Below are 25,418 nucleotides of genomic sequence, written 5' to 3'. Positions count from 1 at the left end.
CGCGCGGGGACGACAGGGACGACAAGGGAACAGCACATTGACCGAGAACACCCAGCACACCGAGCACGCCGAGAGCGCAGCGAGCGCCGAGTACGACTACGTCATCGTCGGCGGCGGCACCGCCGGCTCCGTCATCGCGCACCGGCTCAGCGCGGACCCCGGCGTCACCGTCGCCGTCATCGAGGGCGGCCCCTCCGACGTCGACCGCCCCGACGTGCTCACCCTCCGCCGCTGGATGGGCCTGCTCGGCGGCGACCTCGACTACGACTACCCGACCACCGAGCAGCCGCGCGGCAACTCGCACATCCGGCACAGCCGCGCCCGGGTGCTCGGCGGCTGCTCCTCGCACAACACCCTCATCTCCTTCAAGCCGCTGCCGTCCGACTGGGACGAGTGGGAGGAGGCGGGCGCCGAGGGCTGGAACGCCGCCGCGATGGACCGGTACTTCGGCAAGCTCCTCAACAACATCGTCTCCGTCGACGAGAAGGACCGGAACGCCATCGCCCGGGACTTCGTCGACGCCGCCCAGGCCGCGCTCGGCGTCCCGCGCGTGGAGGGGTTCAACAAGAAGCCGTTCCACGAGGGCGTCGGCTTCTTCGACCTCGCGTACCACCCGGAGGACAACAAGCGCTCGTCCGCGTCGGTCGCCTACCTGCACCCGGTCATGGACGAGCGCGCCAACCTCCACCTGATGCTGGAGACCTGGGCGTACCGGCTGGAGCTGGACGGCACCCGCGCCACCGGGGTGCACGTCCGCGCCAAGGACGGCACCGAACGGCTCGTCACCGCCCGCCGCGAGGTCCTGGTCTGCGCGGGCGCCGTCGACACGCCCCGGCTGCTGCTGCACTCCGGGATCGGCCCCCGCGAGGACCTCGAACGGCTCGGCATCCCCGTCGTCCACGACCTGCCGGGCGTCGGCGAGAACCTGCTCGACCACCCCGAGTCGGTCATCGTCTGGGAGACCGACGGGCCCATCCCCGAGAACTCCGCCATGGACAGCGACGCGGGCCTCTTCGTCCGCCGCGACCCCGAGTCCCGGGGCCCGGACCTGATGTTCCACTTCTACCAGATCCCCTTCACCGACAACCCCGAGCGCCTCGGCTACGAACGCCCCGCGCACGGCGTGTCGATGACCCCGAACATCCCCAAGCCGCGCAGCCGCGGCCGGCTCTACCTCACCAGCGCCGACCCCGAGGTCAAGCCCGCCCTCGACTTCCGGTACTTCACCGACGAGGACGACTACGACGCCCGCACCCTGGTCGACGGCATCCGCATCGCCCGCGAGATCGCGAAGACCGAGCCGCTCGCCGGCTGGCTCACCCGCGAGGTCTGCCCGGGCCCCGACGTCACCGGTGACGAGGAGCTGAGCGAGTACGCCCGCAAGGTCGCCCACACCGTCTACCACCCCGCCGGCACCTGCCGCATGGGCGCGGTGGACGACGAACAGGCGGTCGTCGGACCCGACTTGCGGATCCGCGGACTCGACGGCATCCGGATCGCCGACGCGTCCGTCTTCCCGACCATGCCCGCCGTCAACCCGATGATCGGGGTGCTGATGGTCGGCGAAAAGGCGGCGGAACTGCTGGGAGGCGGTGCCTGATGAACAGTGACAAGATCAGCGGTGATACCAGCCCCGACCCGAACTCCGGCCCGGCGCCGGTCTTCTCGGTCGAGGGCCTGTGGAAGGTCTTCGGCCCCAAGGCCGAGCGCGTCCCCGGCTCGCCGGAACTCGCCGCGCTGCCCGCGGCCGAGCTGCGCGAGCGCACCGGCTGCACCGCGGCCGTCCGGGACGTCTCCTTCGACGTCCGCAAGGGCGAGGTGTTCGTCGTCATGGGCCTGTCCGGCTCCGGCAAGTCCACCCTCGTCCGCTGCCTGACCCGGCTCATCGAGCCCACCTCGGGCAGCGTCGCCATCGACGGCGAGGACATCCTGTCCATGGACAAGGCGCGCCTGCGCGAACTGCGCCGCCACCGCGCCGCCATGGTCTTCCAGCACTTCGGCCTGCTGCCGCACCGCACGGTCCTCGACAATGTGGCGTACGGCCTGGAGATCCAGGGCATGGGCCGCGCCGAGCGGCGCGCCAGGGCCGCCGAGGTCGTCACCAAGGTCGGCCTGGGCGGTATGGAGGAGCGCAGGCCCGGCCAGCTCTCCGGCGGCCAGCAGCAGCGCGTGGGGCTCGCCCGCGCCCTCGCCGTGGACCCCGAAGTCCTCCTGTTCGACGAGCCGTTCAGCGCGCTCGACCCGCTGATCCGGCGCGACATGCAGGAGGAGGTCGTCCGGCTCCACCGCGAGGAGGGCCGCACGATGGTCTTCATCACCCACGACCTCAACGAGGCGCTGCGCCTGGGCGACCGCATCGCCCTGATGCGCGACGGGCGGATCGTGCAGCTCGGCACGCCCGAGGAGATCGTCGGCTCGCCCGCCGACGACTACGTACGCGACTTCGTCCGGGACGTGCCGCGCGAGCAGGTGATCACCGTGCGCTCCGCCATGCGCCCGCCGTGCGCCGGGGACGCCGAGTCCGGCCCGGCCGTCGCGCCCGGCGCCACCGTGTCCGAGGCCATCGAGGCCGTCGCCCGCAGCGGCGGACCGGTCCGGGTCGTCGACGCGGGCCGCTGCGTGGGCGTCGTGGACCACGAGGGACTGCTCTCGGTCGTTGCGGGCGTCCCCGTGAGGAAGGCGGCGGCATGACCGCAGCCGTGACCGCCCCCGCCCAGACCCGGCTGCCGGCCGCCGTGCGCCGCTACTGGCCGCTGGCCGCCGCCCTCGTCATCGCCCCGCTCGGCCTCCTCCTCGCCGGCCGCGGCAGCTGGCCCGCCTCCCTCTCCGTCGACCTGTCCGGACCGCTCGGCTCCGCCAGCGACTGGATCATCGACAACCGCGACAGCCACCCGCTGTTCCTGCACTTCCTCGGCCACGTCAGCAACGCCGTCGTGCTGTCCGTGCGCGCCGTCTACCTGATGCTCCTCGCCGCCGGCTGGGCCGGAGTCACCGCCGCGGCCGGGCTCCTCGCCTGGCGGGCGGCCGGTCCCCGCCTCGGGGCCACCGCCGTCGCGGCCTTCGCCGCCTGCGGGCTGCTCGGCATGTGGGTCCCCACCATGCAGACCCTCGCCCTGATGATCGTCGCGGTGGCCGCGTCCGTCGCCCTCGGCGCCCTCCTCGGCCTCGCCGCCGGGCTCTCCGACCGCACCTACCGGGCGCTGCGGCCGGTGCTCGACACCATGCAGGTGCTGCCCGCCTTCGCGTACCTCCTGCCGGTCGTCCTGGTCTTCGGCATCGGTGTCCCCGCCGCCGTCCTCGCCACCGTCGTCTACGCCGCGCCGCCCATGGCCCGCCTCACCGCGCTCGGTCTGCGCGGCGCGGACCCCGGCGTCCTGGAGGCGTCCGCCTCGCTCGGCGCCACCGGCCGGCAGCGGCTGCTCACCGCCCGCCTCCCGCTGGCCCGCGGGGAACTCCTCCTGGGCGTCAACCAGTCGATCATGATGGCGCTGTCGATGGCCGTCATCGCGTCGGTCATCGGCGCCGGCGGCCTGGGCGACCGCGTCTACCAGGCGCTCGCCTCCGTGGACGTGGGCGCCGCGCTCGCCGCCGGCATCCCGATCGTGCTGCTCGCGGTCGTCCTGGACCGTACGGCCACGGGCGCCCGCCCGCACGCGGGGCTCGCGGCCCGCGGCTGGCCGCTGTGGGGCGCCGCGGCCGTCGCCGCCGCCGTCGCCGGACGCCTCGCCGGCGGGACGTCCTGGCCCGCCGCCTGGCACCTGGGCATCGCCGAGCCGGTCAACCGCGCCGTCGACTGGATGACCGCCCACCTCTACTCGGGCGTCCCGGTCGTCGGCGGCACCGCCGACTGGGCGGCCGGCTTCACCGGCTGGGTCCTCGACCCCGTACGCGACGGCCTCCAGGCGCTGCCCTGGTGGGCGCTGCTGCTGGCCGTCGGAGTGCTGGCGCTGCTCGTCGGCACCTGGCGCTCCGCGCTGACGGCCGTCGCCGCGATGGCCGCCACCGGGGTCCTCGGAGTGTGGGACGCGTCGCTCGACACCCTCTCCCAGGTGCTCGCCGCCGTCGCCGTCACCCTCGTCCTGGGCTTCGGCACCGCCGTCGCCGCCGCGCGCAGCGCCCGGCTGGAACGGGCCCTGCGCCCGGTCCTGGACGTCTTCCAGACCATGCCGCAGTTCGTCTACCTGATCCCGGTGGTCGCGCTGTTCGGCGTGGGCCGCGCCCCGGCGGTCGCCGCCGCCGTGGTGTACGCCCTGCCCGCCGTCGTCCGCATCACCACCCAGGGCCTGCGCGGGGTCGACCCGGTCGCGCTGGAGTCCGCCCGCTCGCTGGGCGCCACCGGCTGGCAGCAACTGCGCCAGGTGCAGCTGCCGCTCGCCCGGCCCGCGCTGCTGCTCGCCGTCAACCAGGCGGTCGTCCTGGTCCTCGCCGTCGTCATCATCGGCGGCCTGGTCGGCGGTGGCGCGCTCGGGTACGACGTGGTCTTCGGCCTCGCCCAGGGCGACCTGGCGACCGGTCTGGTCGCCGGCGCCGCGATCGTCTGCCTGGGCCTGATGCTCGACCGGGTCACCCAGCCGACCGGAAAGGAGGCGTGAGATGCGTACGCGCACGACCGCCCTCGCCGCCGGGGCGCTCGCCCTGGTGACCCTCACCGGCTGCGGCGCGGCCGACATGACCAGGCAGGCGTCCCCCTACGCCGCCGCCGAGGGGGCGAAAACGGTCACCCTCTCCGTCCAGTCGTGGGTGGGCGCCCAGGCCAATGTCGCCGTGGCGAAGTACCTGCTGGAGCACGAGCTGGGCTACCGCGTCGACACCGTCCAGGTCGACGAGGTCCCCGCCTGGGACGCGCTCAGCCAGGGCCGGGTGGACGCCCTTCTGGAGGACTGGGGCCACCCGGAGCAGGAGCAGCGGTACGTCGAGGACAAGAAGACCATCGCGCCCGGCGGCGAGCTGGGCGTGACCGGTCACATCGGCTGGTTCGTACCGACGTACTTCGCCGAAGCGCACCCGGACGTCACCGACTGGAAGAACCTCGACAAGTACGCCGACCGGCTCCGCACCGCGGAGAGCGGCGGCAAGGGACAGCTCCTCGACGGCTCGCCGTCGTACGTCACCAACGACAAGGCGCTGGTGAAGAACCTCGGCCTGGACTACAAGGTGGTCTTCGCGGGCTCCGAGGCGGCGCAGATCACCCAGATCAAGCAGTTCGCCAAGGAGAAGAAGCCGTTCCTGACGTACTGGTACAAGCCCCAGTGGCTGTTCGAGAAGGTGCCGATGACGGAGGTGAAGCTGCCCGCGTACAAGGAGGGCTGCGACGCCGACCCGGACAAGGTGGCCTGCGCCTACCCGCACACGCCGCTGCGGAAGTTCCTCAACGCCGACTTCGCCGAGAAGGGCGGGGAGGCGGCGGCCTTCCTGAAGAAGTTCCGCTGGACGACGGAGGCGCAGAACGAGGTGGCGCTGATGATCGCCGAGCAGAAGCTGTCGCCCGAGGAGGCGGCGGAGAAGTGGGTGAAGGCCAACGAGCCCACCTGGCGCGCCTGGCTGCCGTGACGGCGGCCCATGCCCTCCGGCCCCGGGAACGATCCCGGGGCCGGGAGGCCGGGGCGCTCAGCCGGGGTCGTCGAACATCGCCAGCAGCGTCTCCTCGTCCGGCTCCGGGGCGCCGCGCCCGCGGGGCGGGACCTGCTCGGCCCAGACGGTCTTGCCCTGCGGCATGAAACGGGCGCCCCAGCTCCTGGTGAACCGCGCCACCAGGAACAGCCCGCGCCCGCCCTCCTCGGTGGTCGCCGCCCGGCGGATGCGCGGGGAGGTGTTGCTGCGGTCAGACACCTCGCAGATCAGCGCCCCGTCGCGGAGCAGGCGCAGGCACACGGGGCCGTCGCCGCCGTACCGGATGGCGTTGGTGACCAGCTCGCTGACCACCAGGCCGGTGCTGAAGTCCAGTTCGGTCAGGTCCCATTCGACCAGCTGACGGTGGGTCAGCTCGCGGGCGCGGGCGACCATCGAGGGGTCCGAGGGCAGCTCCCAGGCCGCCACCCGGTCCTCGGGCAGGGCGCGCGTCCGGGCCAGCAGCAGCGCCACGTCGTCGCGTGGGCCGTCCGGCAGCAGGGCGGCGGTCACCCGGTCGCAGACACCCTCCAGCGGGGCGTCCGGCGGCCCGTCGAGCGCCCTCAGGAACCGGTCCACACGGGCCTCGGGGTCGGTGCGCCCGAAGCCGCGGGCTTCCTTGAGCAGCCCGTCCGTGTAGAGGGCCAGCAGGCTGCCCTCCGGGAGGGCGAACACGGCGGACTCGTACGGGTGGAGGCCGCCGAGCCCCAGCGGCGGTCCGGCCGGCGGGTCGAGCAGCCGCGCCGGGCCGCCCGGCGGCAGCAGCGCGGGCGGCGGGTGGCCGGCGCGGGCGGCCGTGCAGTGGCAGGTGACCGGGTCGTACACGGCGTACAGGCAGGTCGCCCCGGTGGCCGGGTCCATCTCGCCGGCCGGTCCGCCCAGCGGGTCGTCGCCCCGGCCGACCAGGTCGTCCAGGTGGCCGAGGACCTCCTCGGGCGGCAGGTCCATGGCCGCCAGGGTGCGGACGGCGGTCCGCAGCCGGCCCATGGTGGCCGCCGCCTGGACGCCCTGCCCGGCCACGTCCCCGACGACCAGGGCGATCCGCATGCCCGACAGGGGTATCGCGTCGAACCAGTCGCCGCCCACGCCCGCGTGCGCGTCGGCCGGCAGGTACCGGTGGGCGAGCCCGGCGGCCGACACCCGGGGCGTGGCGCGCGGCAGCAGGCTGCGCTGGAGGGCCAGCGAGGCCCGGTGCTCGCCGTGGTGGCGGCGGGCGTTGTCGAGGGCGATGGCGGTACGGGCGGCGAGTTCGCCCGCCAGGACCAGGTCGTCCTGCTCGTACGGGCGGTGCCTGCCGCGCCGGTGGAATCCGGCCACGCCCAGCACGGTGTCGCCCGCCCGCAGCGGGGCGCCCAGGTAGGCGTGCTGCCCGGGGCCGAGGGGCCCGGCGTCCACGAGGTCGGTCACCGGCCGCCCGGTGGCCAGGCACCGGGCCTGCGGGGACCCGGGCGGCCACCCGCCCGCTCCGTCCGGCCCGCCGGTGGCGATCGCCTCACCCGGCCCGCCCGGCCCGCCCGGCCCGCCCGGCCCGCCGGTGGCGATCGCCTCACCGGCGCCGCCCGCCTCACCCGGCCCGTCCGCGCCGCCCGCGTTGTCCGGGCGTGCCGCCACCCGGCGCAGCGCCGTCCCGGGGGCGGGCGGGCCGGCCGGGAGGTCCTCGCCCTCCAGGGCGCCCGCGACCAGGTCGACCACCACGAGGTCGGCGAACCGGGGCACGGCGATCTCCGCCAGCTCCTCGGCGGTGCGCCGCATGTCCAGGGTGGTGCCGACGCGCACCCCCGCCTCGTTCAGCAGCGACAGCCGCCCGCGCGCCTCGGCGGCGAGGCGGCCCACGCCCTGCTCGCCCACCAGCAGCAGCCAGGCGTCGGACCGGTGCCCGCCGGAGCCGCCGGGCTCCTCGGGCTCGGGCGCGGGGCCGGTCCGGGGCGTGTCCCCAGCCGGGGGAGGATGCGAGGCACCGCCCCGGCCGCTGCCGCCTCCACCCTCGCCGCGCCCGTCGCCGAAGCTGACCTCCACCGCCGCGCCCTCCGCCTCGCCGTGGCGCAGCTCCTGGCGGCGCAGGGTGGCCACCCGCCCGCCGGCCAGCGGCACTTCCGCCAGCGCGGTGGCGGGGGAGCCGATGAGGTCGATGGCGCTCTCCAGCAGCGCCAGCCGCTCGTCCGGCGCGAGCGGCGGCGCGGCCGTGCCGTAGGGGGCCAGCTCGCCGGAGCCCAGGTGGAGCCGGCCGTGCCCGCCGCGCTCCCGGGCCCGCAGGAAGGAGCGCATCAGGCCGCGCTCCCGGGCGGTGCTCAGCTCCAGCAGGCGCGCGCCGATGCGCTCGGTGGCGGCCTGGAGGACCAGGGCCATGCCCGGTTCGGCCAGGTCCTTCGGTACGGAGAGGTTGACCGCGCCCTGCACGGTGCCGCCCACCGGGTCGCGCACCGGGGCGGCCATGCAGGTCAGCTCCTTGAGGCTGTGCAGGAAGTGCTCGTGGCCGACCACCACGAAGGGCGCCCGGGTGCTGAGGACCATGCTGACGCTGCTGGTGCCCATGAACCGCTCGTCGACGTTGGCGCCCGGCACCAGGGAGGCGGCGTCCATCAGCTCCAGCCCCGCCGGGTCGCCCCGCCGGTCGACGAGGGTCGCGCGGGCGTCGGCCAGCGCCACCGTGACCGGCAGCCCCGCGAACCGCTCGCACAGCTGGTCGAGCACCGGCGCGGCCGCCCGGATCAGCCGGGACTCGGGGTCGAGGTCGCCCTCCACCGGCAGCGGCGCGCCCTCGGCGCCGATCCCGAGCGACTCCGAGCGCCGCCAGGAGGCGAGGATCTCCGGGCGCACTCCGGCGCCGGGCGGCCTCTGCTCACCGTGATCGTCCACAGAGCCAGGATAATCGGGCATATCGAACCATGTGCTGTCGTGGCCTCGGGGGCGGTCGGCCCCCGGGGTCGCCGGACACAAGCGGCCCGCCGGACAGGCTGACGGCCGGAAACCGATGGCCCCGCCGCCCCGCGCGGTCCTAGGGTCGCCGGTATGACGATCATGGGGGCATCCGACATCGACGAGGCGGTCGCGTACACGACCCGTGCCCTGGAGGGGGTGGCGGACCGCGACTGGGACGCGCCCGCCGCCGGGCTGGAGTGGAGCTGCCACGACACGGCGGTGCACATCGCCTCGTGCTTCCTCGGCTACGCCGCCCAGCTGACCGGCCCGACCGACGACTCCTACGTCCCCTTCGACATCACCGCCGCGCCCGGCACCGGGCCCGCCGGGCTGATCCACGTGCTGAAGGCGACCGGCGGCCTGCTGTCCTCGGCCGTCCGCACCACGCCCGGCGACGTCCGCGCCTGGCACCCGTACGGCATGGCCGGACCGGACGGCTTCGCGGCCATGGGCGTGGTCGAGGCGCTGCTGCACACCTACGACGTCACCGGCGCCCTCGGCGTTCCGGCCCCCCCGGCCCCCGCCGGCCTCTGCGCCCGCGTCCTGGACAGCATCTTCCCGCACCTCCCGGTCGTCGGCGACGACCCGTGGCACACCCTGCTGTGGGCCACCGGCCGGGCCGACGCGGACGGCCTGCCCCGCCAGACCGCCTGGCGCTGGTACGCCGAACTCCTGCGCACCGAGCGGCTGCTGCTGTGCGAGGTGCTGCCCGACGCGGCCGCCGACCTGCACGCCGGCGGCAGCGGCAACGTCGTCTGGGCGCCGGGCGGCCCGCCCGAGGGCACCCGCGTCGCCGGCGGGATCGTGGCCCGGGCGCACGAGGACGGCGGCTACCGCCGCGGCTGGGGCACCTACGCCATCGTCCGCGCCGCCGACCGCCGCGCGGTGGGCGCCATAGGCTTCCACGCCGCCCCGGACGCCGACGGCCACGCCGAGGTGGGTTACGACCTGGTGGAGGGCGCCCGCGGCCACGGGTACGCCACCGAGGCCCTGCGCGCCCTCGCCGACTGGGCCCTCACCCGCCCGGAGGCGAGCGCCCTGCGCGCCACCACCGAGCCCGGCAACACCGCCTCCGAGGCCGTCCTCGCCCGCGCCGGCTTCACCCGCGTCCGCGCGGACGGCGCCGGCACGGTCCACGAGCTGCGCCGCACCGGCTGACGGCGCCCCGGCCGACCGCCCCGGCCGACCGGGCCGCCGCCCGCGCTACTTGGCGGCCCGGTGCTGCCCCGGCGTGTAGTGGCCCGGCACCATCCGGGTGGTGACGGCGAACCGGTTCCAGGCGTTGATCACATTGATCGCGGCGACCAGATGGGCCAGTTCCGTCTCGTCGAAGTGCCCGGCGGCCCGCGCGAAGACCTCGTCCGGGACGAAACCGTCCGTCAGGACCGTGACGGCCTCGGTCAGTTCGAGCGCCGCCAGCTCCCGCTCCGTGTAGAAGTGGCGCGACTCCTCCCAGGCGCTCAGCTGCACGATCCGGTCGACCGACTCGCCGGCCGCGAGGGCGTCCTTGGTGTGCATGTCCAGGCAGTAGGCGCAGTGGTTGAGCTGCGAGGCCCGGATCTTGACCAGCTCCAGCAGGACCGGGTCGATGCCCTGCCGGGCCGCCGCGTCCAGCCGGACCATCGCCTTGTAGACCTCCGGCGCCCGCTCCGCCCAGGCCAGCCGGGGGCTGTGCTCGGGGGCGTACTCGCTCGTCGCCCGCGTGTGGGCCGGGTACTCCGTCGTCTCTGTCGTCTCTGTCGTCTCTGTCGTCATGCGTCCGACCCTAGGGGCTCAGTGGCGCACCGGTATGGTCCATTCCCATGACGGATTCCTGGGCCACTTCCGGGGCGGACCTCCATCTGGAGCTGCGGGGCCCCGGGCTGCGGTCCGGCCTGATGGAGGCGCTGCGGGAGGCCGTGCGCAGCGGGCGGCTGGCGCCCGGGACACGGCTGCCGTCCTCCCGGTCCCTCGCCGCCGACCTGGGCGTCGCCCGCAACACGGTCGCCGACGCCTACGCCGAGCTGGTCGCCGAGGGCTGGCTCACCGCCCGGCAGGGCTCCGGCACCCGGGTGGCGCGGCGCACCGCCCCCCGCCCCGGGCCGGCCGCCGGGCCCCGCGCCCCGGCCGGGCGCCGCCCCCCGGTGCGGCGCCCGCCCGCGCACACCCTGTGCCCCGGCACCCCCGACCTCGGCTCGTTCCCGCGCGACGCGTGGCTCACGGCGTCCCGCCGGGCGCTGACCGCCGCCCCGCACGAGGCGCTCGGCTACGCCGGACCGCACGGCCGGCCCGAGCTGCGCGCCGCCCTCGCCGACTACCTGGCCCGCGCGCGGGGCGTGCACGCCCACCCCGACCGCGTGGTGATCTGCGCCGGATTCGTGCACGGGCTGCGGCTGATGGCCCGCGTGCTGCGCGACCGCCGGGTGCGGGAGGTCGCCGTCGAGTCGTACGGCCTCGACGTCCACTGGGACCTCCTCGGCGGAGCCGGACTGCGCACCCCCGCCCTGCCGTTCGACGACCACGGCACCCGCACCGGCGACCTGGACCGGCAGGGCGCCCTGCTCATCACGGCGGCCCACCAGTTCCCGCTGGGCGGCGCGCTGCCCCCGGACCGGCGGGCCGCCGCCGTCGACTGGGCGCGGCGCACCGGGGGGCTGGTCCTGGAGGACGACTACGACGGCGAGTTCCGCTACGACCGCCGGCCGGTCGGCGCCCTCCAGGGCCTGGATCCCGAGCGGGTCGTGTACCTCGGCACGGCCAGCAAGTCCCTGACGCCCGGGCTGCGGCTGGGCTGGATGGTGCTGCCCGAGGACCTGGTCGGCGAGGTGCTGGCCGCCAAGGGCACCTCGGACTGGGTGACCGGCACCCTGGACCAGCTCACTCTGGCGGAGTTCCTCCGCTCCGGCGCGTACGACCGGCATGTGCGGAGCATGCGGCTGCGCTACCGCCGGCGGCGCGACCAGCTGGTGGCCGCGCTCGCCGAGCGGTCGTCGCACATACGGGTCAGCGGCATCGCGGCGGGCCTGCACGCGGTGCTGGAGCTGCCGCCGGGCACCGAGCGGACCGTCGTCCAGGCCGCCGCCTGGCAGGGCCTCGCCCTCCACGGCCTGGACCGCTACCGGCACCCCGGCGTCCCGCCCGGCCGCGACGCGCTGGTGGTGGGCTACGCCACCCCGACGGACAGCGCCTGGCCCGGCGCCCTGGACGCCCTCTGCCGCGCCCTGCCCTGACCCGGCCGAAGGCCCCGGCGCGGGCGCCCGGTCAAAGGCCCCGGCGCCCGGCCGATGGCTCCCGCCCGGCCAACGGCCCCGCCGCGGAAGGCACAGGCTCAGCGCAGCACCTGGCGCAGCTGCTCCAGGCCCCAGTCCAGGTCCTCCTTGCTGATCACCAGGGGCGGGGCGATCCGGATGGTGGAGCCGTGGGTGTCCTTCACCAGGACGCCCCGGTCCATCAGCCGTTCCGAGATCTCCCGGCCCGAGCCGAGGGACGGCACGATGTCCACCCCGGCCCACAGGCCCCGGCCGCGGACCCGCTCCACGGCCCCGCCGCCCACCATCAGCCCCAGCTCCTGGTGGAGGTGGTCGCCCAGCTCCGCCGCCCGCTGCTGGTACTCACCGGTGCCCAGCATCGCCAGCACCTCCAGCGCCACCGCGCACGCCAGCGGGTTGCCGCCGAACGTCGAGCCGTGCTCGCCCGGCCGGTGCACGCCCAGGACCTCGGCGCTCGAGACCACCGCCGACACCGGCACCACACCGCCGCCCAGCGCCTTGCCCAGCAGGTACATGTCGGGGACGACGCCCTCGTGCTCGCAGGCGAAGGAGCGGCCCGTGCGGCCCAGGCCCGACTGGATCTCGTCCGCGACGAACAGCACGTTCCGCCGCCGGGTCAGCTCCCGGACCGCCGGCAGGTACCCGGCGGGCGGCACCAGCACGCCCGCCTCGCCCTGGATCGGCTCCAGCAGCACGGCCACGGTGTTCTCCGTCATGGCCGCGTCCATCGCCGCCAGGTCCCCGTACGGCACGATCTCGAAGCCCGGGGTGTACGGGCCGTGGTCCGCCCGCGCCTCGGGGTCGGTGGAGAAGCTCACGATCGTCGTCGTCCGGCCGTGGAAGTTGTCCGCCGCCACGATGATCTTCGCCGTGCCGTCCGGGACGCCCTTGACGCGGTAGCCCCACTTGCGGGCGGTCTTGACGGCCGTCTCCACCGCCTCCGCGCCGGTGTTCATCGGCAGGACCATCTCCATGCCGCAGAAGTCCGCCAGCCGCTCGCAGAACTCCGCGAACCGGTCGTGGTGGAACGCCCGGGACGTCAGCGTCACCCGCTCCAGCTGCGCCTTCGCCGCGTCGATCAACCGCCGGTTGCCGTGCCCGAAGTTGAGCGCCGAGTACCCGGCGAGCATGTCGAGGTACCGGCGCCCCTCGACATCGGTCATCCAGGCGCCCTCCGCCGACGCGACGACGACCGGCAACGGGTGGTAGTTGTGCGCGCTGTGCGCCTCCGCGGAAGCGATCGCCTCTTGTGTTCTCGACACGGGTTCTCCGTTCGTTCTGCGGCGTGGGGCGGGAGTGGCGCCCCTTTCTATCGTCGCTCGCCGTACGGACGGGGAAACCTCGCCCGTACGTACGGGAAGGCCCGGCCGTACGGACGTGAGGGCCGGGCCGGGGGCGGCGGCTGTGTCGGGCGTCTCAGCCCCGGGCGTTCCCGACCTGTCGGCGGCAACTGAGAGAATGAGGGACATGGCCTCTGATCGTCCTCGCGTGCTCTCCGGGATCCAGCCCACCGCCGGCTCCTTCCACCTCGGCAACTACCTCGGCGCGGTCCGGCAGTGGGTGGCGCTCCAGGAGACCCACGACGCCTTCTACATGGTCGTCGACCTGCACGCCATCACCATCCCGCAGGAGCCGGCGCAGCTGCGGGCCAACACCCGGCTCGCCGCCGCCCAGCTGCTGGCCGCCGGGCTCGACCCCGAGCGCTGCACGCTCTTCGTCCAGAGCCACGTCCCCGAGCACGCGCAGCTCGCCTGGGTGATGAACTGCCTGACCGGCTTCGGCGAGGCGTCCCGCATGACGCAGTTCAAGGACAAGTCCGCCAAGCAGGGCGCCGACCGCACCACGGTCGGCCTTTTCACGTACCCGGTCCTCCAGGTCGCCGACATCCTGCTGTACCAGGCCCAGCACGTGCCGGTCGGCGAGGACCAGCGCCAGCACATCGAGCTGACGCGCGACCTCGCGGAGCGGTTCAACACCCGCTTCGGTGAGACGTTCACGGTCCCCGCTCCGTACATCCTGAAGGAGACCGCGAAGATCTACGACCTTCAGGACCCCTCGGTCAAGATGAGCAAGTCGGCCTCCACCCCGAAGGGCCTGATCAACCTCCTGGACGAGCCGAAGGCGACCGCGAAGAAGGTGAAGAGCGCGGTGACCGACACCGACACCGTGATCCGCTTCGACCCCGAGCACAAGCCGGGCGTCAGCAATCTGCTGACGATCATGTCCGTGCTGACCGGCACCTCCGTCCCCGACCTGGAGCGGGGCTACGAGGGCAAGATGTACGGCGCGCTGAAGACCGACCTCGCCGAGATCATGGTCGACTTCGTGACCCCGTTCCGGAACCGCACCCAGGAATACCTGGACGACCCCGAGACGCTGGACTCCCTCCTGGCCAAGGGCGCGGAGAAGGCCCGCGCGGTGGCCGCCGAGACGCTCGCCCAGACCTACCAGAAGGTGGGCTTCCTGCCCGCCAAGCACTGACCGTGCCCGGGCACCGGGACCGGCGCGCGGAGCCGGTCCCGGACGCTCTGGTCACACGGCCGGTCCAGCCGCCACACTGGCGGCTGACGGCGGCGGACCGCCACCGGCGGCCCGCGCACCCGCCCACCCATACCGATCACACCTGAGGAGAACGACGTGGGGACCGTAACGCTCGGCGTTTCGATCGCGGTCCCGGAGCCCTACGGCAGCCTGCTCCAGGAGCGGCGCGCGGGCTTCGGTGACCCCGCGGCCCACGGCATCCCCACGCACGTCACGCTGCTCCCGCCGACCGAGGTCGACGCGGCGCGGCTGCCGGCGGTCCGGGCGCACCTCGCGGGGGTCGCGGCGGCCTCCCGCTCGTTCCCCATGCGGCTGTCCGGCACGGGCACCTTCCGTCCGCTGTCGCCGGTCGTCTTCGTCCAGGTCGTGGAGGGCGCGGCGGCCTGCTCCTGGCTCCAGCAGCGGGTCCGGGAGGCGTCCGGACCGCTGGAGCGGGAGCTGCAGTTCCCGTACCACCCGCACGTCACGGTCGCGCACGGCATCGCCGAGGAGGCGATGGACCGGGCGTACGAGGAGCTGACCGACTTCGAGGCCGCCTGGACCGTCGGCTCGTTCGCCCTCTACGAGCAGGGCGCGGACGGGGTGTGGCGGAAGCTGTCCGAGTACGCGTTCGGCGGCGGCCGCCCGGCGCCGTCCGTGCCCGCCCAGGGCTCACCCGTGGACGAGCCGGCCGGCTCCCGTACCTGACGGCCCGGCCGCCCGCCGCCCGTACCCGGCGCCTCACACCGGCAGGCGCCGGAAGAGCGCGCGCGGCAGGTGCCGCAGGACCGTCATCACCAGCCGGAGCGCGCCGGGCACCCACACCGTCTCCGAGCGGCGCCACAGGCCCTGCTCGATGGCGTGCGCCACGGCCTCCGGGGTGGTCGCCATCGGCCCGTCCTCCAGCCGGGCCGTCATCCGCGTCCGTACGAAACCGGGCCTGACCACCATGACGTGGACGCCCGTGCCGTGCAGGGCGTCGCCGAGGCCCTGGGTGAAGGCGTCCAGGCCCGCCTTGCTGGACCCGTAGATGAAGTTGACCCGCCGGGCCCGCTCGCCGGCCACCGACGACAGCACCACCAGGGAGCCGTGGCCCTGGGCGCGCAGGGCGTTCGCGCAGGTCAGGCCGGCCGACACGGCGCCGGTGTAGTTGGTCTGGGCGACCCGGACGGCCGCCAGCGGCGCCGCCTCGTCATGGCCCTGGTCGCCCAGCACGCCGAAGGCGAGCAGCACCATGTCGATGTCGCCCTCGGCGAAGACCTTGCCGAGGACCTCCTCGTGCGCGGCGGGCTCCAGGGCGTCGAAGGGGACGGTGCGGACGGTCACCGGGTCCTCCCCGGTGCGCAGCTCGCGCAGCGACGCCGCCGCGGCCTCCAGGGCGGGGGAGGGCCGCCCGGCCAGCCACACCGTGCGGGTGCGGCGGGCGATCAGGCGGCGGGCGGTGGCGAGCCCGATCTCGGAGGTGCCCCCGAGGACGAGCAGGGACTGGGGGGCGCCGAAGGCGTCCTTCATGACGGCGTACTCCTTCACACGGGCAGGCGGCGGTTCACGGGCGGCGGTGCGTACGGGCGGACCACGCGGGTCACAGGGACAGGCGGCGGGCGAGGTCCGAGGTGAAGACCCCCCGGGGGTCCAGCTCGGCGCGCAGGGCCCGGAAGTCGGGGAGCCGGGGGTACATGGCGCGCAGCGCGTCCGGGCGCAGCCGGGAGTCCTTGGCGAGGTAGACGCGCCCGCCCGCGCCCACCACCTCCTCGTCCAGCTCGTCGAGGAAGGCGCCCAGGCCGCTGAGCCCGGCCGGGATGTCCAGGGCGAGCGTCCAGCCGGGCACCGGGAAGGACAGCCAGCCGGGGTCGGCCGCGCCGAACCGCTTGAGGACCGCCAGGAAGGACGGGCAGCCCCGGCGCGCGATCCGGCGCACCACGCGGCGCAGGGTCTCCTCCTGGCCGTGGCCGACGACGAACTGGTACTGCACGAAGCCCCCGCGCCCGTACACCCGGTTCCAGTGGGGGACGCCGTCCAAGGGGTGGAAGAAGGCGGACAGCCGCTGCAGCTCCCCGGTGCGCCGCCGGGGCGCCCTGCGGTACCAGAGCTCGTTGAAGAGGCCGACCGCCGGGCGGCTCAGCAGGCTCTCGGGCACGTACGCGGGCGCGGCGGGCAGCCGGCCGGGGCGGAAGCCGAGCGGGTCGCGCAGCGCGCGCCGGGTCAGCGCGGCGCGCGGCGCGTGGTCGCCCCGGGTGAGGACCGCGCGGCCGGTGGCGGCGCCGCGCGCGAGGAGGTCGATCCAGGCGACCGAGTAGCGGTGGGCGTCGTCGCCCTCGGTGAGGCGGGCCATCAGGTCGTCGAGGTCGGTGGCGCGTTCGGTGTCGACCGACATCCAGGACGTCTCGACGGGCAGCAGCTCCACGGTCGCGGAGAGGATCACCCCGGTCAGGCCCATGCCGCCGGTGGTGGCGTCGAACAGGCCGGTGCCGCGCGGCACGGTGCGCACGGTGCCGTCGGCCGTCAGCAGCTCGAAGGACCGCACATGGCGGCCGAAGGAGCCGGAGACGTGGTGGTTCTTGCCGTGGATGTCGGCGCCGATCGCCCCGCCGACCGTGACGTAGCGGGTGCCGGGGGTGACCGGGACGAACAGGCCGAGCGGCAGCAGCACCTCCATCAGCCGGTGCAGGCTGACGCCCGCCTCGCAGACGACCAGCCCGGCCTCGGCGTCGACCGAGCGGACCCGGGAGAGGCCGGTCATGTCGAGGACGGCCCCGCCCGCGTTCTGCGCGGCGTCGCCGTAGGCCCGGCCGAGGCCCCGGGCGATGCTTCCGCGCGCCCCGCAGGCGCGGACGGCCGCGGCGGCCTCCTCGTAGCTGCGGGGGCGGATCACCCGGGCGGCGGTGGGCGCGGTGCGGCCCCAGCCGGTGACCGGCTCGATGCGCTCGGCGGGTGCGGGGAGGGGGAGTGACGGGGACGGCATAGGGGCGACCGTATCGCCGTACTTGCGTCGTTTGACGGGTTTGTCGGCCGCGTCGTCCGGCTCGCCGAAATGGGTGATTAAACGAGTGTCATGAAAGATTGCCGCGTCCTTCGCCCCCCGGCAGGCGAGAGTCGGCCGTGGTGCTCCCGTCCACGGGACCGACGAAAGGGGTGGCGGAGGATGCGATACGCGGGCGCCCGGTGGGAGGGTGCCGATCGCCGGCTGCTGGGTGCGCTGCACGCCTGCGGCCACCGCCGGCCGGTGGTCGAGAGGACCGCGCGGACGCTGTCGTACGCCGGTGAGCACGGGGCGCTCTGGCTCGCGGCCGGCCTCCTCGGCGCGGCGGCCGACCCGCCCCGGCGCGGCGCCTGGCTGCGGGCGGCGGGGCTGACGGCCGCCGCCCATCTGACCGGTACGGCCGTCAAACGGCTCGTACGCCGCCCCCGCCCCCCGTCGGCCCGGCAGGCGCCCGCGCGGGCGGGCCGGCTGCCGCGCCCGGTGCTGGGGCGGCACTCCTTCCCCAGCTCGCACGCCGCCTCGGCGGTCGCCGCCGCCGTGGCCTTCGGGGCGCTGCGCCCGGGTGCGCTGCGGGTGGGCGCGCCGGTGGCGGCGGCGATGTGCCTGTCCCGGCTGGTGCTCGGGGTGCACTACCCGAGCGACGTGGCGGCCGGCGCCCTGCTCGGCGCCGCCACGGCCCGGCTGGGCCGGACCTGGGCGCTCGGGGACCTGGCGGATCGTTTCTGCACAGACGGCACCAGCCCCACCAGTCGCATCGGCCCCACAGCCCGCACCAGCCGCACCGGCCGCACCAGCCTCACCGCCGTCCGCCCCGGAGGCCCCCATGGGTGAACCGACCGTCGCCGCGGCCGTCACCCGCCCGGTGCCCCCGGTCGCCGTCCTGCCGCTGGGGCTGCTCCGCACCGCCCGGCCCCGCCAGTGGGTCAAGAACCTGCTGGTGGTGGCCGCCCCGGCCGCCGCCGGGCAGCTCGCCTCCCGGCACACCGCCCTCCAACTGGCCCTGGTCTTCGCCCTGTTCACCGCCGCCGCGGCGGCCGTCTACCTGGTGAACGACGCCCGCGACGCCGACGCCGACCGCGCCCACCCGGTCAAGTGCCGCCGCCCGGTCGCCGCCGGCGACGTCCCCGTCCCGGTGGCGTACGGCACCGGCGCCCTCCTCGCGCTCGGGGCGCTGACCGGCGCCGCCGCCCTGTGCAACCCCCTGACGGCCGCGCTGCTCGCCGCGTACCTGGTGATGCAGCTCGCGTACTGCCTGCGCCTCAAGCACGTCCTGGTGGTGGACCTGGCCGTGGTCACCACCGGGTTCGTGATGCGGGCCATGATCGGCGGGGTGGCGCTCGGCATCCCGCTGTCGCGCTGGTTCCTCATCACCACCGGCTTCGGCGCCCTGTTCATGGTGGCCGCCAAGCGCTACTCCGAGGCCGTCCAGATGGCCGGGCGGGACGGCGCCACCCGCGTCCTGCTGACCGAGTACACCACCGGCTACCTCCGCTTCGTCTGGCAGCTCGCCGCCGGGGTCGCCGTCCTCGGCTACTGCCTGTGGGCCCTGGAGCACAGCGGCACCTGGCGCCAGCTCTCCACCATCGCCTTCATCCTCGCCGTGCTGCGCTACGCGGTCTTCGCCGACCGCGGCACCGCCGGGGCGCCCGAGGACGTCGTCCTGCGCGACCGCCCGCTCGCCGTCATCGGGCTGGCCTGGCTCGCCATGTACGGGATGGCGGTGGCCGACCCGTGAGGCGCGAGGCGACCGGCTTCCTGATCGCCGGCGGCTTCGCGTACGCCGCCGACCTCGCCCTCTTCCTCGCCCTCCGGCCGCACCTCGACCCGCTGCCCGCCAAGGCGCTGGCCTTCCTCGCCGGCTGCACGGTCGCCTACCTCGGCAACGCCCTGGGCACCTACCGCCGCGGCCTCCATCTGCGCCAGTACGGGGCCTTCTTCGGCGTCAACCTCGCCGGGGCCGCCGTCCAGCTCGCCTGCCTCGCCACCTCGCACCACGTCCTCGGCCTGACCTCCCCGCTCGCCGACACCGTCTCCGGGCTGGGCGTGGGCATGGCCCTCGCCACCTGCGTCCGCTACTGGGGCACCCGCGCACTCGTCTTCGGCACCAGGGGGTAGAGGCACGTCATGGACTGGCTGACCAAGCTTCCCGTCATCGGCCCCTGGGCCGCCCGCCTGATGCGGACCCACGCGTGGCGCTCGTACGAGACCCTCGACGCGGCCCACTGGACGCGGCTGGCCGCCGCCATCACCTTCATCAGCTTCCTGGCCCTCTTCCCGCTGATCACCGTGGCCGCGGCGGTCGGCGCCGCGCTGCTGAGCACCGAGCAGCTGCGCACCCTGGAGGAGAAGATCGCCGAGCAGGTGCCCGGCATCTCCGACCAGCTCGACCTGGACGCCCTGGTCGCCAACGCCGGCACCGTCGGCCTGGTCGCGGGCGCCCTGCTGCTGTTCACCGGCATCGGCTGGGTCGGCTCCATGCGCGACTGCCTGCGCGCGGTGTGGCGCATCGACGACCGGGACGAGGGCAACCCGGTCGTCCGCAAGGGCAAGGACGCGGTGATCCTGCTCGGCCTGGGCGCCACCGGCCTCGCCTCGCTCGCCGCCTCGTGGCTGGGCTCCACCACCGTCGGCTGGACCGCCGAGCGGATCGGCATCTCCGAGAGCGGCGCCGGGGGCGTGCTGCTCCAGGCCGTCGCCCTCGCCGTCGCGGTGCTCGCCGACTTCCTGATCCTGCTGTACGTGCTGAGCCTGCTGCCCGGCGTCCACCCGCCGCGCCGCCGCCTCGCCGTGGCCGCCCTGATCGGCGCGGTGGGCTTCGAGGCGCTGAAGCTGCTGCTCGGCGGCTATATGCGCGACGTGGCGGCGAAGTCGATGTACGGCGCCTTCGGCGTCCCGGTGGCGCTGCTGCTCTGGATCAACTTCACCGCCAAGCTGCTGCTGTTCTGCGCCGCCTGGACCGCTACGCGTTCCCGGACCCGTCCCGGCGACGACGACGCACCAGATCGGGCAGCGGCCACCGCCGGTTGACCATGAACCAGCCGCCCGCCATCAGCACCAGCACCCCGCCGGCCACCACCAGCGCCGTCCCGGCCCCGTTCGTGCCCCCGGCCGCCGCGACCGTCGCCCCGCCGTCACCGCCGGCCGCCTGGCCGCCGCCGTCCGGCCGGGTCTGCCCGGTGCCGCCGCCCGCGTCCGCCCCCGAGCCGGCGCCCGCCGACTTCGGCGGCACCAGCTCGCCGACCGGCTTCACCTTCCCGGCCGCCGTGAAGCCCCAGTCCAGCAGGCGGGCCGCCTCCTTGTAGACGGCGTGGCCCTCCTTCGCGGACGGGTTCATCACCGTGACCAGCAGCACCCTGCCGTTCCGCTCGGCCACCCCGGTGAAGGTGGCGCCCGCGTGCGTGGTGCTGCCGTTCTTCACCCCGGCGATCCCCTGGTACGCCGGGATGCCGTAGTCCCCGGTCAGCAGCCGGTTGGTGTTCTGGATCTCGAACGTCGACCGCTTCTTGTTGCCCGGCTTGACCTCGCCGGGGAAGGCCGCGCGCGGCGTCGAGCAGTACTCCCGGAAGTCTTTGTTCTGCATCCCGCTGCGGGCGATGAGCGTCAGGTCGTACGCGGACGAGACCTGGCCCGCCGCGTCGTAGCCGTCCGGCGACACCACATGGGTGTCCAGCGCCTGGAGTTCGGCGGCGCGCTCGTTCATGTCCCTGACCGTCTTGCCGATGCCGCCGTTCATCGCGGACAGCACGTGCACGGCGTCGTTGCCGGACCGCAGGAAGACACCCAGCCACAGGTCGTGCACGGTGTACGCCTGCTTCTCCTTCACCCCGACCAGGCTGGAGCCCTCGCCGACCTTGGCCAGCTCCCCGGGCGTGACCGTGTGCGACCGGTTCCGGGGCAGCTTCGGCAGCACCGTGTCCGCGAACAGCATCTTCAGCGTGGACGCCGGGGGCAGCCGCCAGTGCGCGTTGTGCGAGGCCAGCACGTCCCCGCTCTCCGCGTCGGCCACGATCCAGGAGCGGCCCGTGACCTCCTTGGGCAGCACCGGCACCCCCGGCACCAGGTTCACCTGCGTACCGGGCCTGCCGAGCTTCAGCCCGCCGACCGTGGACATCACGGCGGGCGGCTTCGGCTGCTTCTCCTCCTCGTCCGCCCGGGGGGCCGCGGCGGCGGGCGCGGCGGCGAGGACGGGCAGCAGCGCGGCGGCGGCGAGCGCCGCGACGGACTTCCTCACGGCGGTCTTCTTCGAAGCGGGCACGGACGAGAACGTACAGGGGGCCCCCGGCGGCACCGGCACCCCACCCCGCGGGAGGCGCCCGGCGGGCGGTGGCGATACTGAACCCATGAAGCTCGGTCGCTCCGCCTCCTGGTTCCTGCTCGCCTTCGGGGTGTGGAGCTGGTTCATCTGGATCACTTTCGTCAAGAATCTCTGGAACGACGGCAGCGGTCTCGCCTTCGACGACGCGGGCGACCCGACCGCCTACTTCTGGGTGCATCTGCTGCTCGCCATCACGTCCTTTGTTCTGGGGACGGTCGTGGGCGCCATCGGGTTGCGTGGGGTGCGCGCCGCGCGCCGCGCCGGATAGGGGGCCGGTCCCGTGTGGGTCGTTCTGCTGGTCCTGGTCGTGGTGATCGCTCTGCTCGCCACTGTGCACTGGTACGTCTGGCGCCGCCTGGTGCGGGACGTGACCTCGCCCGGCGGTACGGCCCGCCGGCTGGGCACCGTCGCCCTGGTCGTGCTGCCGCTGCTGTCGCTGGCCGCGCTCACGGCCGGCCGCGCCGGAGTGCCCTTCCGGCTCCAGCAGGTGGTGTCCTGGCCGGGCTTCCTGTGGCTGGCGGTCCTGCTGTACGTGGTGCTCGCCCTGGTGGTGGGGGAGGCCGTACGGCCGCTGCTGCGCCGCGCCCTGGAGCGCCGGGACCGCGCGCGGGCCGCGTCCGCCCCGGTGCCGGTAGCCGTGGCGGCCGGGCCCGCCGAGCCGGCCGCCGAACCCGCCGAGCCGACTGCCGAGCCGGTCACCGAGCCGCCCGCCGGGCCGGCCGCGGAGGCCGGTGAGCCGCCCGCCCCGGAGGCCCGGCCCGGGGCCGCTCCCGTCTCACCCGTATCGCGTCGGCTGTTCGTGTCACGGGTGGTCGGCGGGGCCGCCGCCGCCGCGGCGCTGGGCACGGTCGGCCACGGCACGTACGGCGTCCTGCGCGGCCCCCGGGTCAAGCGGGTCACCGTACCGCTCGCCAAGCTGGCCCGCGGGGCGCACGGGTACCGCATCGCGGTCGTCAGCGACGTCCACCTGGGCCCGATCCTGGGCCGCGCCCACACCCAGCGCATCGTCGACGCCGTGAACGCCACCCAGCCGGACCTGATCGCGGTGGTGGGCGACCTGGTCGACGGCAGCGTCGAGGACCTCGGCACGGCCGCCGAACCGCTGGCGCGGCTCCGCGCCCGGGACGGCTCCTTCTTCGTGACCGGCAACCACGAGTACTTCTCCGGCGCCGCGCAGTGGGTCGACCACGTGCGGGAGCTGGGCCTGCGCCCGCTGCCCAACGAGCGGGTGGAGCTGGCGGGCTTCGACCTCGCGGGGGTCAACGACGTCGCGGGCGAGAACTACGGCGACGGCCCCGACTTCGCCGCCGCGCTCGGCGACCGCGACCGGGCGCGCACCGCCGTGCTCCTGGCCCACCAGCCGGTCCTCATCGACGAGGCCGTACGCCACGGGGTGGACCTCCAGCTGTCCGGCCACACCCACGGCGGCCAGCTCTGGCCCGGCAACTACCTGGCGGAGCTGGCCAACCCCACCGTCGCCGGGCTGGAGCGGTACGGCGACACCCAGCTGTACGTGTCGCGCGGGGCGGGCGCCTGGGGCCCGCCCGTCCGGGTCGGCGCGCCGTCCGACATCACGCTCGTGGAGCTGGCGTCGAAGCAGGCGTGACGCCCCGGCCGGCCGCCGCGCCGGGCAGGAACTCCTCCAGCACCCCGTGCAGTTGCCGCACCAGCGGGCGCAGCACCCGGAAGCGGGAGAGCGCGACGGCCCGGGCCACCAGCGGCGCGGTGCGCTCGACCAGGCGGCGGCTGCGCTCGGTGCCGTCCGACCGGTCGTACACCCAGAACAGCACCAGCCCCATGTGCATCAGCCACATCAGGTGCGGCAGCTGCTCGGCCAGCTCCGGCGCGACCTTGGTGCCGGAGCCGTGCAGCACCCGCGCGTGGATGGAGACCACCGCGTCCCGCGCGGCGGCCGACTCCTCCGAGAACGGGCTGAGCGGGCTCTCCGGGTCGGCGGCGTTCTTGAAGAACTGGGTGGCGAAGGGGTGGTACGGCTCGGCCACGTCCAGCCAGGTCAGCAGCGCGTCCCTGATCCGTACGGCCAGGTCGCCGTCGCCCGCCAGGACGGGCCGGACGGCCGCCTCGTGCTCGGCGGCCAGCCGGTCGTAGAAGCCCTGGACCAGGTGCTCCTTGGAGGAGAAGTAGTAGTAGGCGTTGCCGACGGACACCCCCGCCTCCTGGGCGATGGCCCGCATGGTGGTCCGGTCGTAGCCGCGCTCCTGGAAGAGCCGGAGCGCGGTCTCGAGGATCAGCGTGCGGGTCTGCTCGCTCTTGGCGGCCTTCGGGGCCCGGCCCGCCCGCGGGGGCGGGGCGGGCCGGGCGGGCCCGGGGCCCCGGGTGTCGTCGTTCACGTCCGTCACGGCCCCGAGCCTAGTCGTGCCCCGCCCCGCCCCCCGGGGCTACCCCGAGACCTTGATCGCGCCCACCGGGCAGGCCCGGGCCGCCTCGCGGACCAGCGGGCTGCCCGCGCCGTCCTCGCGGCCCGGTACCAGCTCGCTGAAGCCGTCGTCGTCCTGGGTGAACACGTCCGGCGCGGTCAGGGCGCACTGGCCCGCGCCGATGCAGACGTCCTTGTCGATCAGAATGTCCATGAGGTCCATCCTCACCATGTGACGGGGAGTTCGACCATCCCCTGGAGCGTGTCCCCGGGTTTGAACGGAATCCCGTCGGCCGGTGCCGCCAGCCGCAGGCCGGGGAGCCGGTCGAAGAGCGTCCGCAGCGCGATCTCCATCTCCGCCCGCGCCAGGTTCTGGCCCAGGCACTGGTGGATGCCGAAGCCGAACGCGACGTGGTGGCGGGCGGAGCGGTGCCAGTCCAGCGTGTCCGGCTCGGGGTAGGCGGTGGTGTCCCGGTTGATGACCGAGGTGGAGAAGACGACGCCCTCGTCCGCGCGGATCGTCACCCCCTCGATCTCGATGTCCTCCTTCGCCACCCGCAGCATCCCGTCCGCGATCGACAGGAAGCGCAGCAGCTCCTCCACCGCCGTCGGCATCAGCTCGGGGGACGACCGCAGCTCGGCGAGCTGCTCCGGGTGCTGGAGCAGGGTGAAGGTGCCCAGCGAGATCATGTTCGCCGTGGTCTCGTGCCCCGCGATGAGCAGGATCGTGGCCAGCTCCACCACCTGCTGCTTGTCGAGGTGGCCGTGGGCGAGCTGCTGGGCGATCAGGTCGTCCAGGACGCCGTTCCCGGGTTTGTCGCGTTTCCGCTCAACCAGGTCGCCGATGTAGCCCTCCAGCTGGTCGCGGGCGTCCTCGATCTCCTCGGCCGTCGGGCCCCGCAGCAGCCGCCGCGACTGCTCCTCGAAGAAGTCGTGGTCGGCGTACGGCACGCCCAGCAGGTCGCAGATGACGATGGACGGCACCGGGAGGGCGAAGGCCGACACCAGCTCGGCCGGCGGCCCCTGCTCGATCATGGCGTCGATCAGCTCGTCCACCGCCTGCTGGATGCGCGGGCGCAGGTCGGCCGTGCGCTTGAGCGTGAAGCTCGGGATGAGCATCCGCCGCTGTACGTGGTGGACGGGGTCGTCCTCGCCCAGCAGGGCCGTACGGCGCGGACGGCGGTCGCGCACGGCGGCGACCCGTTCCGCGAAGATCGGGAAGGCCGCGTTGGTGGAGTCGGTGGACAGCCGCTGGTCCGACAGGAGACTGCGGGCGGCGGCGTGCCCGGTGACGACCCACACCGAGCGGCCGTCGTAGAGCGTGACCCGGGACAGCGGCCGTTCCCGGCGCAGCGGATCGTAGGCGGCGGGCGGGTGGTAGGGGCAGGTGCGGTTCTGGGGAAAGGCTACGGCTTCCGTCATGAGGGCCTCGCAGACGACGGGATTCGGACT

General features: G+C 74.8%; 22 protein-coding genes and 1 pseudogene. 14 read left to right on the top strand and 9 right to left on the bottom strand.

The genetic code is table 11. The features are described 5' to 3' along the window. Positions 1–37 precede the first annotated feature (37 nt). The 4 genes from ACF08D_RS14400 to ACF08D_RS14385 are packed head-to-tail and all read left to right on the top strand — an operon-like array spanning position 38 to position 5,550. Positions 38–1,600, top strand: coding sequence for a GMC family oxidoreductase (locus ACF08D_RS14400; RefSeq protein WP_392222914.1), 1,563 nt, complete (start codon positions 38–40; stop codon positions 1,598–1,600). Next, a complete protein-coding gene (locus tag ACF08D_RS14395) occupies positions 1,600–2,691 on the top strand; it encodes a glycine betaine/L-proline ABC transporter ATP-binding protein (protein WP_392222913.1) in 1,092 nt (363 codons plus the stop codon). Before ACF08D_RS14400 ends, ACF08D_RS14395 begins: the two co-directional genes overlap by 1 nt. Then, the gene (locus ACF08D_RS14390) at positions 2,688–4,592 is read left to right on the top strand and encodes an ABC transporter permease subunit (protein WP_392222912.1); all 1,905 of its coding nucleotides are present in this window, start codon (positions 2,688–2,690) and stop codon (positions 4,590–4,592) included. Before ACF08D_RS14395 ends, ACF08D_RS14390 begins: the two co-directional genes overlap by 4 nt. A gap of 1 nt (position 4,593) precedes the next feature. Further along, positions 4,594–5,550 carry an ABC transporter substrate-binding protein gene (locus ACF08D_RS14385; RefSeq protein WP_392222911.1) on the top strand — a complete coding sequence of 319 codons (957 nt, stop codon included), beginning with the start codon at positions 4,594–4,596 and terminating at the stop codon, positions 5,548–5,550. A 57-nt stretch (positions 5,551–5,607) separates the two neighbouring features. Here the strand turns inward: ACF08D_RS14385 and ACF08D_RS14380 are convergent, their stop codons facing one another. Continuing rightward, positions 5,608–8,463: a SpoIIE family protein phosphatase gene (locus ACF08D_RS14380; protein ID WP_392222910.1), complete on the bottom strand. Its 2,856-nt coding sequence runs from the start codon at positions 8,461–8,463 to the stop codon at positions 5,608–5,610. Between the two features lie 153 nt (positions 8,464–8,616). On the opposite strand from ACF08D_RS14380, the gene ACF08D_RS14375 reads away from it, so the two are divergent. Further along, the gene (locus ACF08D_RS14375; protein WP_392222909.1) at positions 8,617–9,684 is read left to right on the top strand and encodes a GNAT family N-acetyltransferase; all 1,068 of its coding nucleotides are present in this window, start codon (positions 8,617–8,619) and stop codon (positions 9,682–9,684) included. A gap of 45 nt (positions 9,685–9,729) precedes the next feature. On the opposite strand, the gene ACF08D_RS14370 is transcribed toward ACF08D_RS14375, so the two are convergent. Next, positions 9,730–10,281, bottom strand: a complete 552-nt coding sequence (locus ACF08D_RS14370; protein WP_392222908.1) for a carboxymuconolactone decarboxylase family protein — start codon at positions 10,279–10,281, stop codon at positions 9,730–9,732. A 47-nt stretch (positions 10,282–10,328) separates the two neighbouring features. Here ACF08D_RS14370 and ACF08D_RS14365 point away from each other — a divergent pair, with 47 nt between their 5' ends. Then, a complete protein-coding gene (locus tag ACF08D_RS14365; RefSeq protein WP_392222907.1) occupies positions 10,329–11,735 on the top strand; it encodes a PLP-dependent aminotransferase family protein in 1,407 nt (468 codons plus the stop codon). Positions 11,736–11,833: 98 nt separating this feature from the next. Here the strand turns inward: ACF08D_RS14365 and rocD are convergent, their stop codons facing one another. Then, entirely contained in the window at positions 11,834–13,036 is a 1,203-nt protein-coding gene (rocD, locus tag ACF08D_RS14360) for an ornithine--oxo-acid transaminase (protein WP_392222906.1), read from the bottom strand. A gap of 205 nt (positions 13,037–13,241) precedes the next feature. On the opposite strand from rocD, the gene trpS reads away from it, so the two are divergent. Beyond that, complete coding sequence (trpS, locus tag ACF08D_RS14355; protein ID WP_392222905.1) at positions 13,242–14,255, top strand: tryptophan--tRNA ligase; 1,014 nt, start codon at positions 13,242–13,244, stop codon at positions 14,253–14,255. 156 nt (positions 14,256–14,411) lie between these two features. Next, entirely contained in the window at positions 14,412–15,002 is a 591-nt protein-coding gene (locus tag ACF08D_RS14350) for a 2'-5' RNA ligase family protein (protein ID WP_392222904.1), read from the top strand. Between the two features lie 33 nt (positions 15,003–15,035). Here the strand turns inward: ACF08D_RS14350 and ACF08D_RS14345 are convergent, their stop codons facing one another. Both ACF08D_RS14345 and ACF08D_RS14340 read right to left on the bottom strand, forming a co-directional pair. Continuing rightward, a complete protein-coding gene (locus tag ACF08D_RS14345; RefSeq protein WP_392222903.1) occupies positions 15,036–15,806 on the bottom strand; it encodes a decaprenylphospho-beta-D-erythro-pentofuranosid-2-ulose 2-reductase in 771 nt (256 codons plus the stop codon). Positions 15,807–15,876: 70 nt separating this feature from the next. Continuing rightward, a complete protein-coding gene (locus tag ACF08D_RS14340) occupies positions 15,877–17,256 on the bottom strand; it encodes an FAD-binding protein (RefSeq protein WP_392222902.1) in 1,380 nt (459 codons plus the stop codon). Positions 17,257–17,436: 180 nt separating this feature from the next. On the opposite strand from ACF08D_RS14340, the gene ACF08D_RS14335 reads away from it, so the two are divergent. The 4 genes and pseudogenes from ACF08D_RS14335 (at position 17,437) to ACF08D_RS14320 (ending at position 20,301) form a co-directional block, all read left to right on the top strand. Next, positions 17,437–18,105: a phosphatase PAP2 family protein gene (locus ACF08D_RS14335; protein WP_392222901.1), complete on the top strand. Its 669-nt coding sequence runs from the start codon at positions 17,437–17,439 to the stop codon at positions 18,103–18,105. After that, positions 18,098–19,009 (top strand): decaprenyl-phosphate phosphoribosyltransferase, encoded by a 912-nt coding sequence (locus ACF08D_RS14330; protein WP_392222900.1) that lies wholly within the window; start codon positions 18,098–18,100, stop codon positions 19,007–19,009. Before ACF08D_RS14335 ends, ACF08D_RS14330 begins: the two co-directional genes overlap by 8 nt. Beyond that, positions 18,970–19,411 (top strand): annotated as a pseudogene (locus ACF08D_RS14325) (GtrA family protein). Before ACF08D_RS14330 ends, ACF08D_RS14325 begins: the two are co-directional and overlap by 40 nt. Continuing rightward, positions 19,399–20,301 carry a YihY/virulence factor BrkB family protein gene (locus ACF08D_RS14320; protein ID WP_392222899.1) on the top strand — a complete coding sequence of 301 codons (903 nt, stop codon included), beginning with the start codon at positions 19,399–19,401 and terminating at the stop codon, positions 20,299–20,301. The pseudogene ACF08D_RS14325 and the gene ACF08D_RS14320 overlap by 13 nt, the downstream one beginning before the upstream one ends. Here the strand turns inward: ACF08D_RS14320 and ACF08D_RS14315 are convergent. Beyond that, positions 20,234–21,529 carry a D-alanyl-D-alanine carboxypeptidase family protein gene (locus ACF08D_RS14315; protein ID WP_392222898.1) on the bottom strand — a complete coding sequence of 432 codons (1,296 nt, stop codon included), beginning with the start codon at positions 21,527–21,529 and terminating at the stop codon, positions 20,234–20,236. The two genes, ACF08D_RS14320 and ACF08D_RS14315, sit on opposite strands and share 68 nt — an antisense overlap. Positions 21,530–21,614: 85 nt before the next feature. On the opposite strand from ACF08D_RS14315, the gene ACF08D_RS14310 reads away from it, so the two are divergent. Together ACF08D_RS14310 and ACF08D_RS14305 are read left to right on the top strand one after the other, a co-directional pair. Continuing rightward, positions 21,615–21,857 carry an SCO4848 family membrane protein gene (locus ACF08D_RS14310; RefSeq protein ID WP_392222897.1) on the top strand — a complete coding sequence of 81 codons (243 nt, stop codon included), beginning with the start codon at positions 21,615–21,617 and terminating at the stop codon, positions 21,855–21,857. A gap of 12 nt (positions 21,858–21,869) precedes the next feature. Next, positions 21,870–23,195, top strand: a complete 1,326-nt coding sequence (locus ACF08D_RS14305; RefSeq protein ID WP_392222896.1) for a metallophosphoesterase — start codon at positions 21,870–21,872, stop codon at positions 23,193–23,195. Here ACF08D_RS14305 and ACF08D_RS14300 read toward each other — a convergent pair. The 3 genes from ACF08D_RS14300 to ACF08D_RS14290 are packed head-to-tail and all read right to left on the bottom strand — an operon-like array spanning position 23,161 to position 25,388. Further along, complete coding sequence (locus ACF08D_RS14300) at positions 23,161–23,940, bottom strand: TetR family transcriptional regulator (RefSeq protein ID WP_392223198.1); 780 nt, start codon at positions 23,938–23,940, stop codon at positions 23,161–23,163. The two genes, ACF08D_RS14305 and ACF08D_RS14300, sit on opposite strands and share 35 nt — an antisense overlap. A gap of 48 nt (positions 23,941–23,988) precedes the next feature. Beyond that, entirely contained in the window at positions 23,989–24,180 is a 192-nt protein-coding gene (locus ACF08D_RS14295; RefSeq protein ID WP_392222895.1) for a ferredoxin, read from the bottom strand. A gap of 11 nt (positions 24,181–24,191) precedes the next feature. Next, the gene (locus ACF08D_RS14290; RefSeq protein WP_392222894.1) at positions 24,192–25,388 is read right to left on the bottom strand and encodes a cytochrome P450; all 1,197 of its coding nucleotides are present in this window, start codon (positions 25,386–25,388) and stop codon (positions 24,192–24,194) included. Positions 25,389–25,418: the final 30 nt, after the last annotated feature.

This window comes from Streptomyces sp. NPDC015131 (assembly GCF_043079975.1).
Classification (GTDB): domain Bacteria; phylum Actinomycetota; class Actinomycetes; order Streptomycetales; family Streptomycetaceae; genus Streptomyces.
Note: the sequence above shows the minus strand (reverse complement) of the source record. Positions and strands in the feature narration are given on the sequence as shown.

Coding starts and splice junctions, on each gene's coding strand:
- ACF08D_RS14395 (WP_392222913.1), top strand. CDS start 1,600: ATGAACAGTGACAAGATCAGCGGTGATACCAGCCCCGACCCGAACTCC.
- ACF08D_RS14390 (WP_392222912.1), top strand. CDS start 2,688: ATGACCGCAGCCGTGACCGCCCCCGCCCAGACCCGGCTGCCGGCCGCC.
- ACF08D_RS14385 (WP_392222911.1), top strand. CDS start 4,594: ATGCGTACGCGCACGACCGCCCTCGCCGCCGGGGCGCTCGCCCTGGTG.
- ACF08D_RS14375 (WP_392222909.1), top strand. CDS start 8,617: ATGACGATCATGGGGGCATCCGACATCGACGAGGCGGTCGCGTACACG.
- ACF08D_RS14370 (WP_392222908.1), bottom strand. CDS start 10,281: ATGACGACAGAGACGACAGAGACGACAGAGACGACGGAGTACCCGGCC.
- ACF08D_RS14365 (WP_392222907.1), top strand. CDS start 10,329: ATGACGGATTCCTGGGCCACTTCCGGGGCGGACCTCCATCTGGAGCTG.
- trpS (WP_392222905.1), top strand. CDS start 13,242: ATGGCCTCTGATCGTCCTCGCGTGCTCTCCGGGATCCAGCCCACCGCC.
- ACF08D_RS14345 (WP_392222903.1), bottom strand. CDS start 15,806: ATGAAGGACGCCTTCGGCGCCCCCCAGTCCCTGCTCGTCCTCGGGGGC.
- ACF08D_RS14340 (WP_392222902.1), bottom strand. CDS start 17,256: ATGCCGTCCCCGTCACTCCCCCTCCCCGCACCCGCCGAGCGCATCGAG.
- ACF08D_RS14335 (WP_392222901.1), top strand. CDS start 17,437: ATGCGATACGCGGGCGCCCGGTGGGAGGGTGCCGATCGCCGGCTGCTG.
- ACF08D_RS14330 (WP_392222900.1), top strand. CDS start 18,098: ATGGGTGAACCGACCGTCGCCGCGGCCGTCACCCGCCCGGTGCCCCCG.
- ACF08D_RS14320 (WP_392222899.1), top strand. CDS start 19,399: ATGGACTGGCTGACCAAGCTTCCCGTCATCGGCCCCTGGGCCGCCCGC.
- ACF08D_RS14310 (WP_392222897.1), top strand. CDS start 21,615: ATGAAGCTCGGTCGCTCCGCCTCCTGGTTCCTGCTCGCCTTCGGGGTG.
- ACF08D_RS14295 (WP_392222895.1), bottom strand. CDS start 24,180: ATGGACATTCTGATCGACAAGGACGTCTGCATCGGCGCGGGCCAGTGC.
- ACF08D_RS14290 (WP_392222894.1), bottom strand. CDS start 25,388: ATGACGGAAGCCGTAGCCTTTCCCCAGAACCGCACCTGCCCCTACCAC.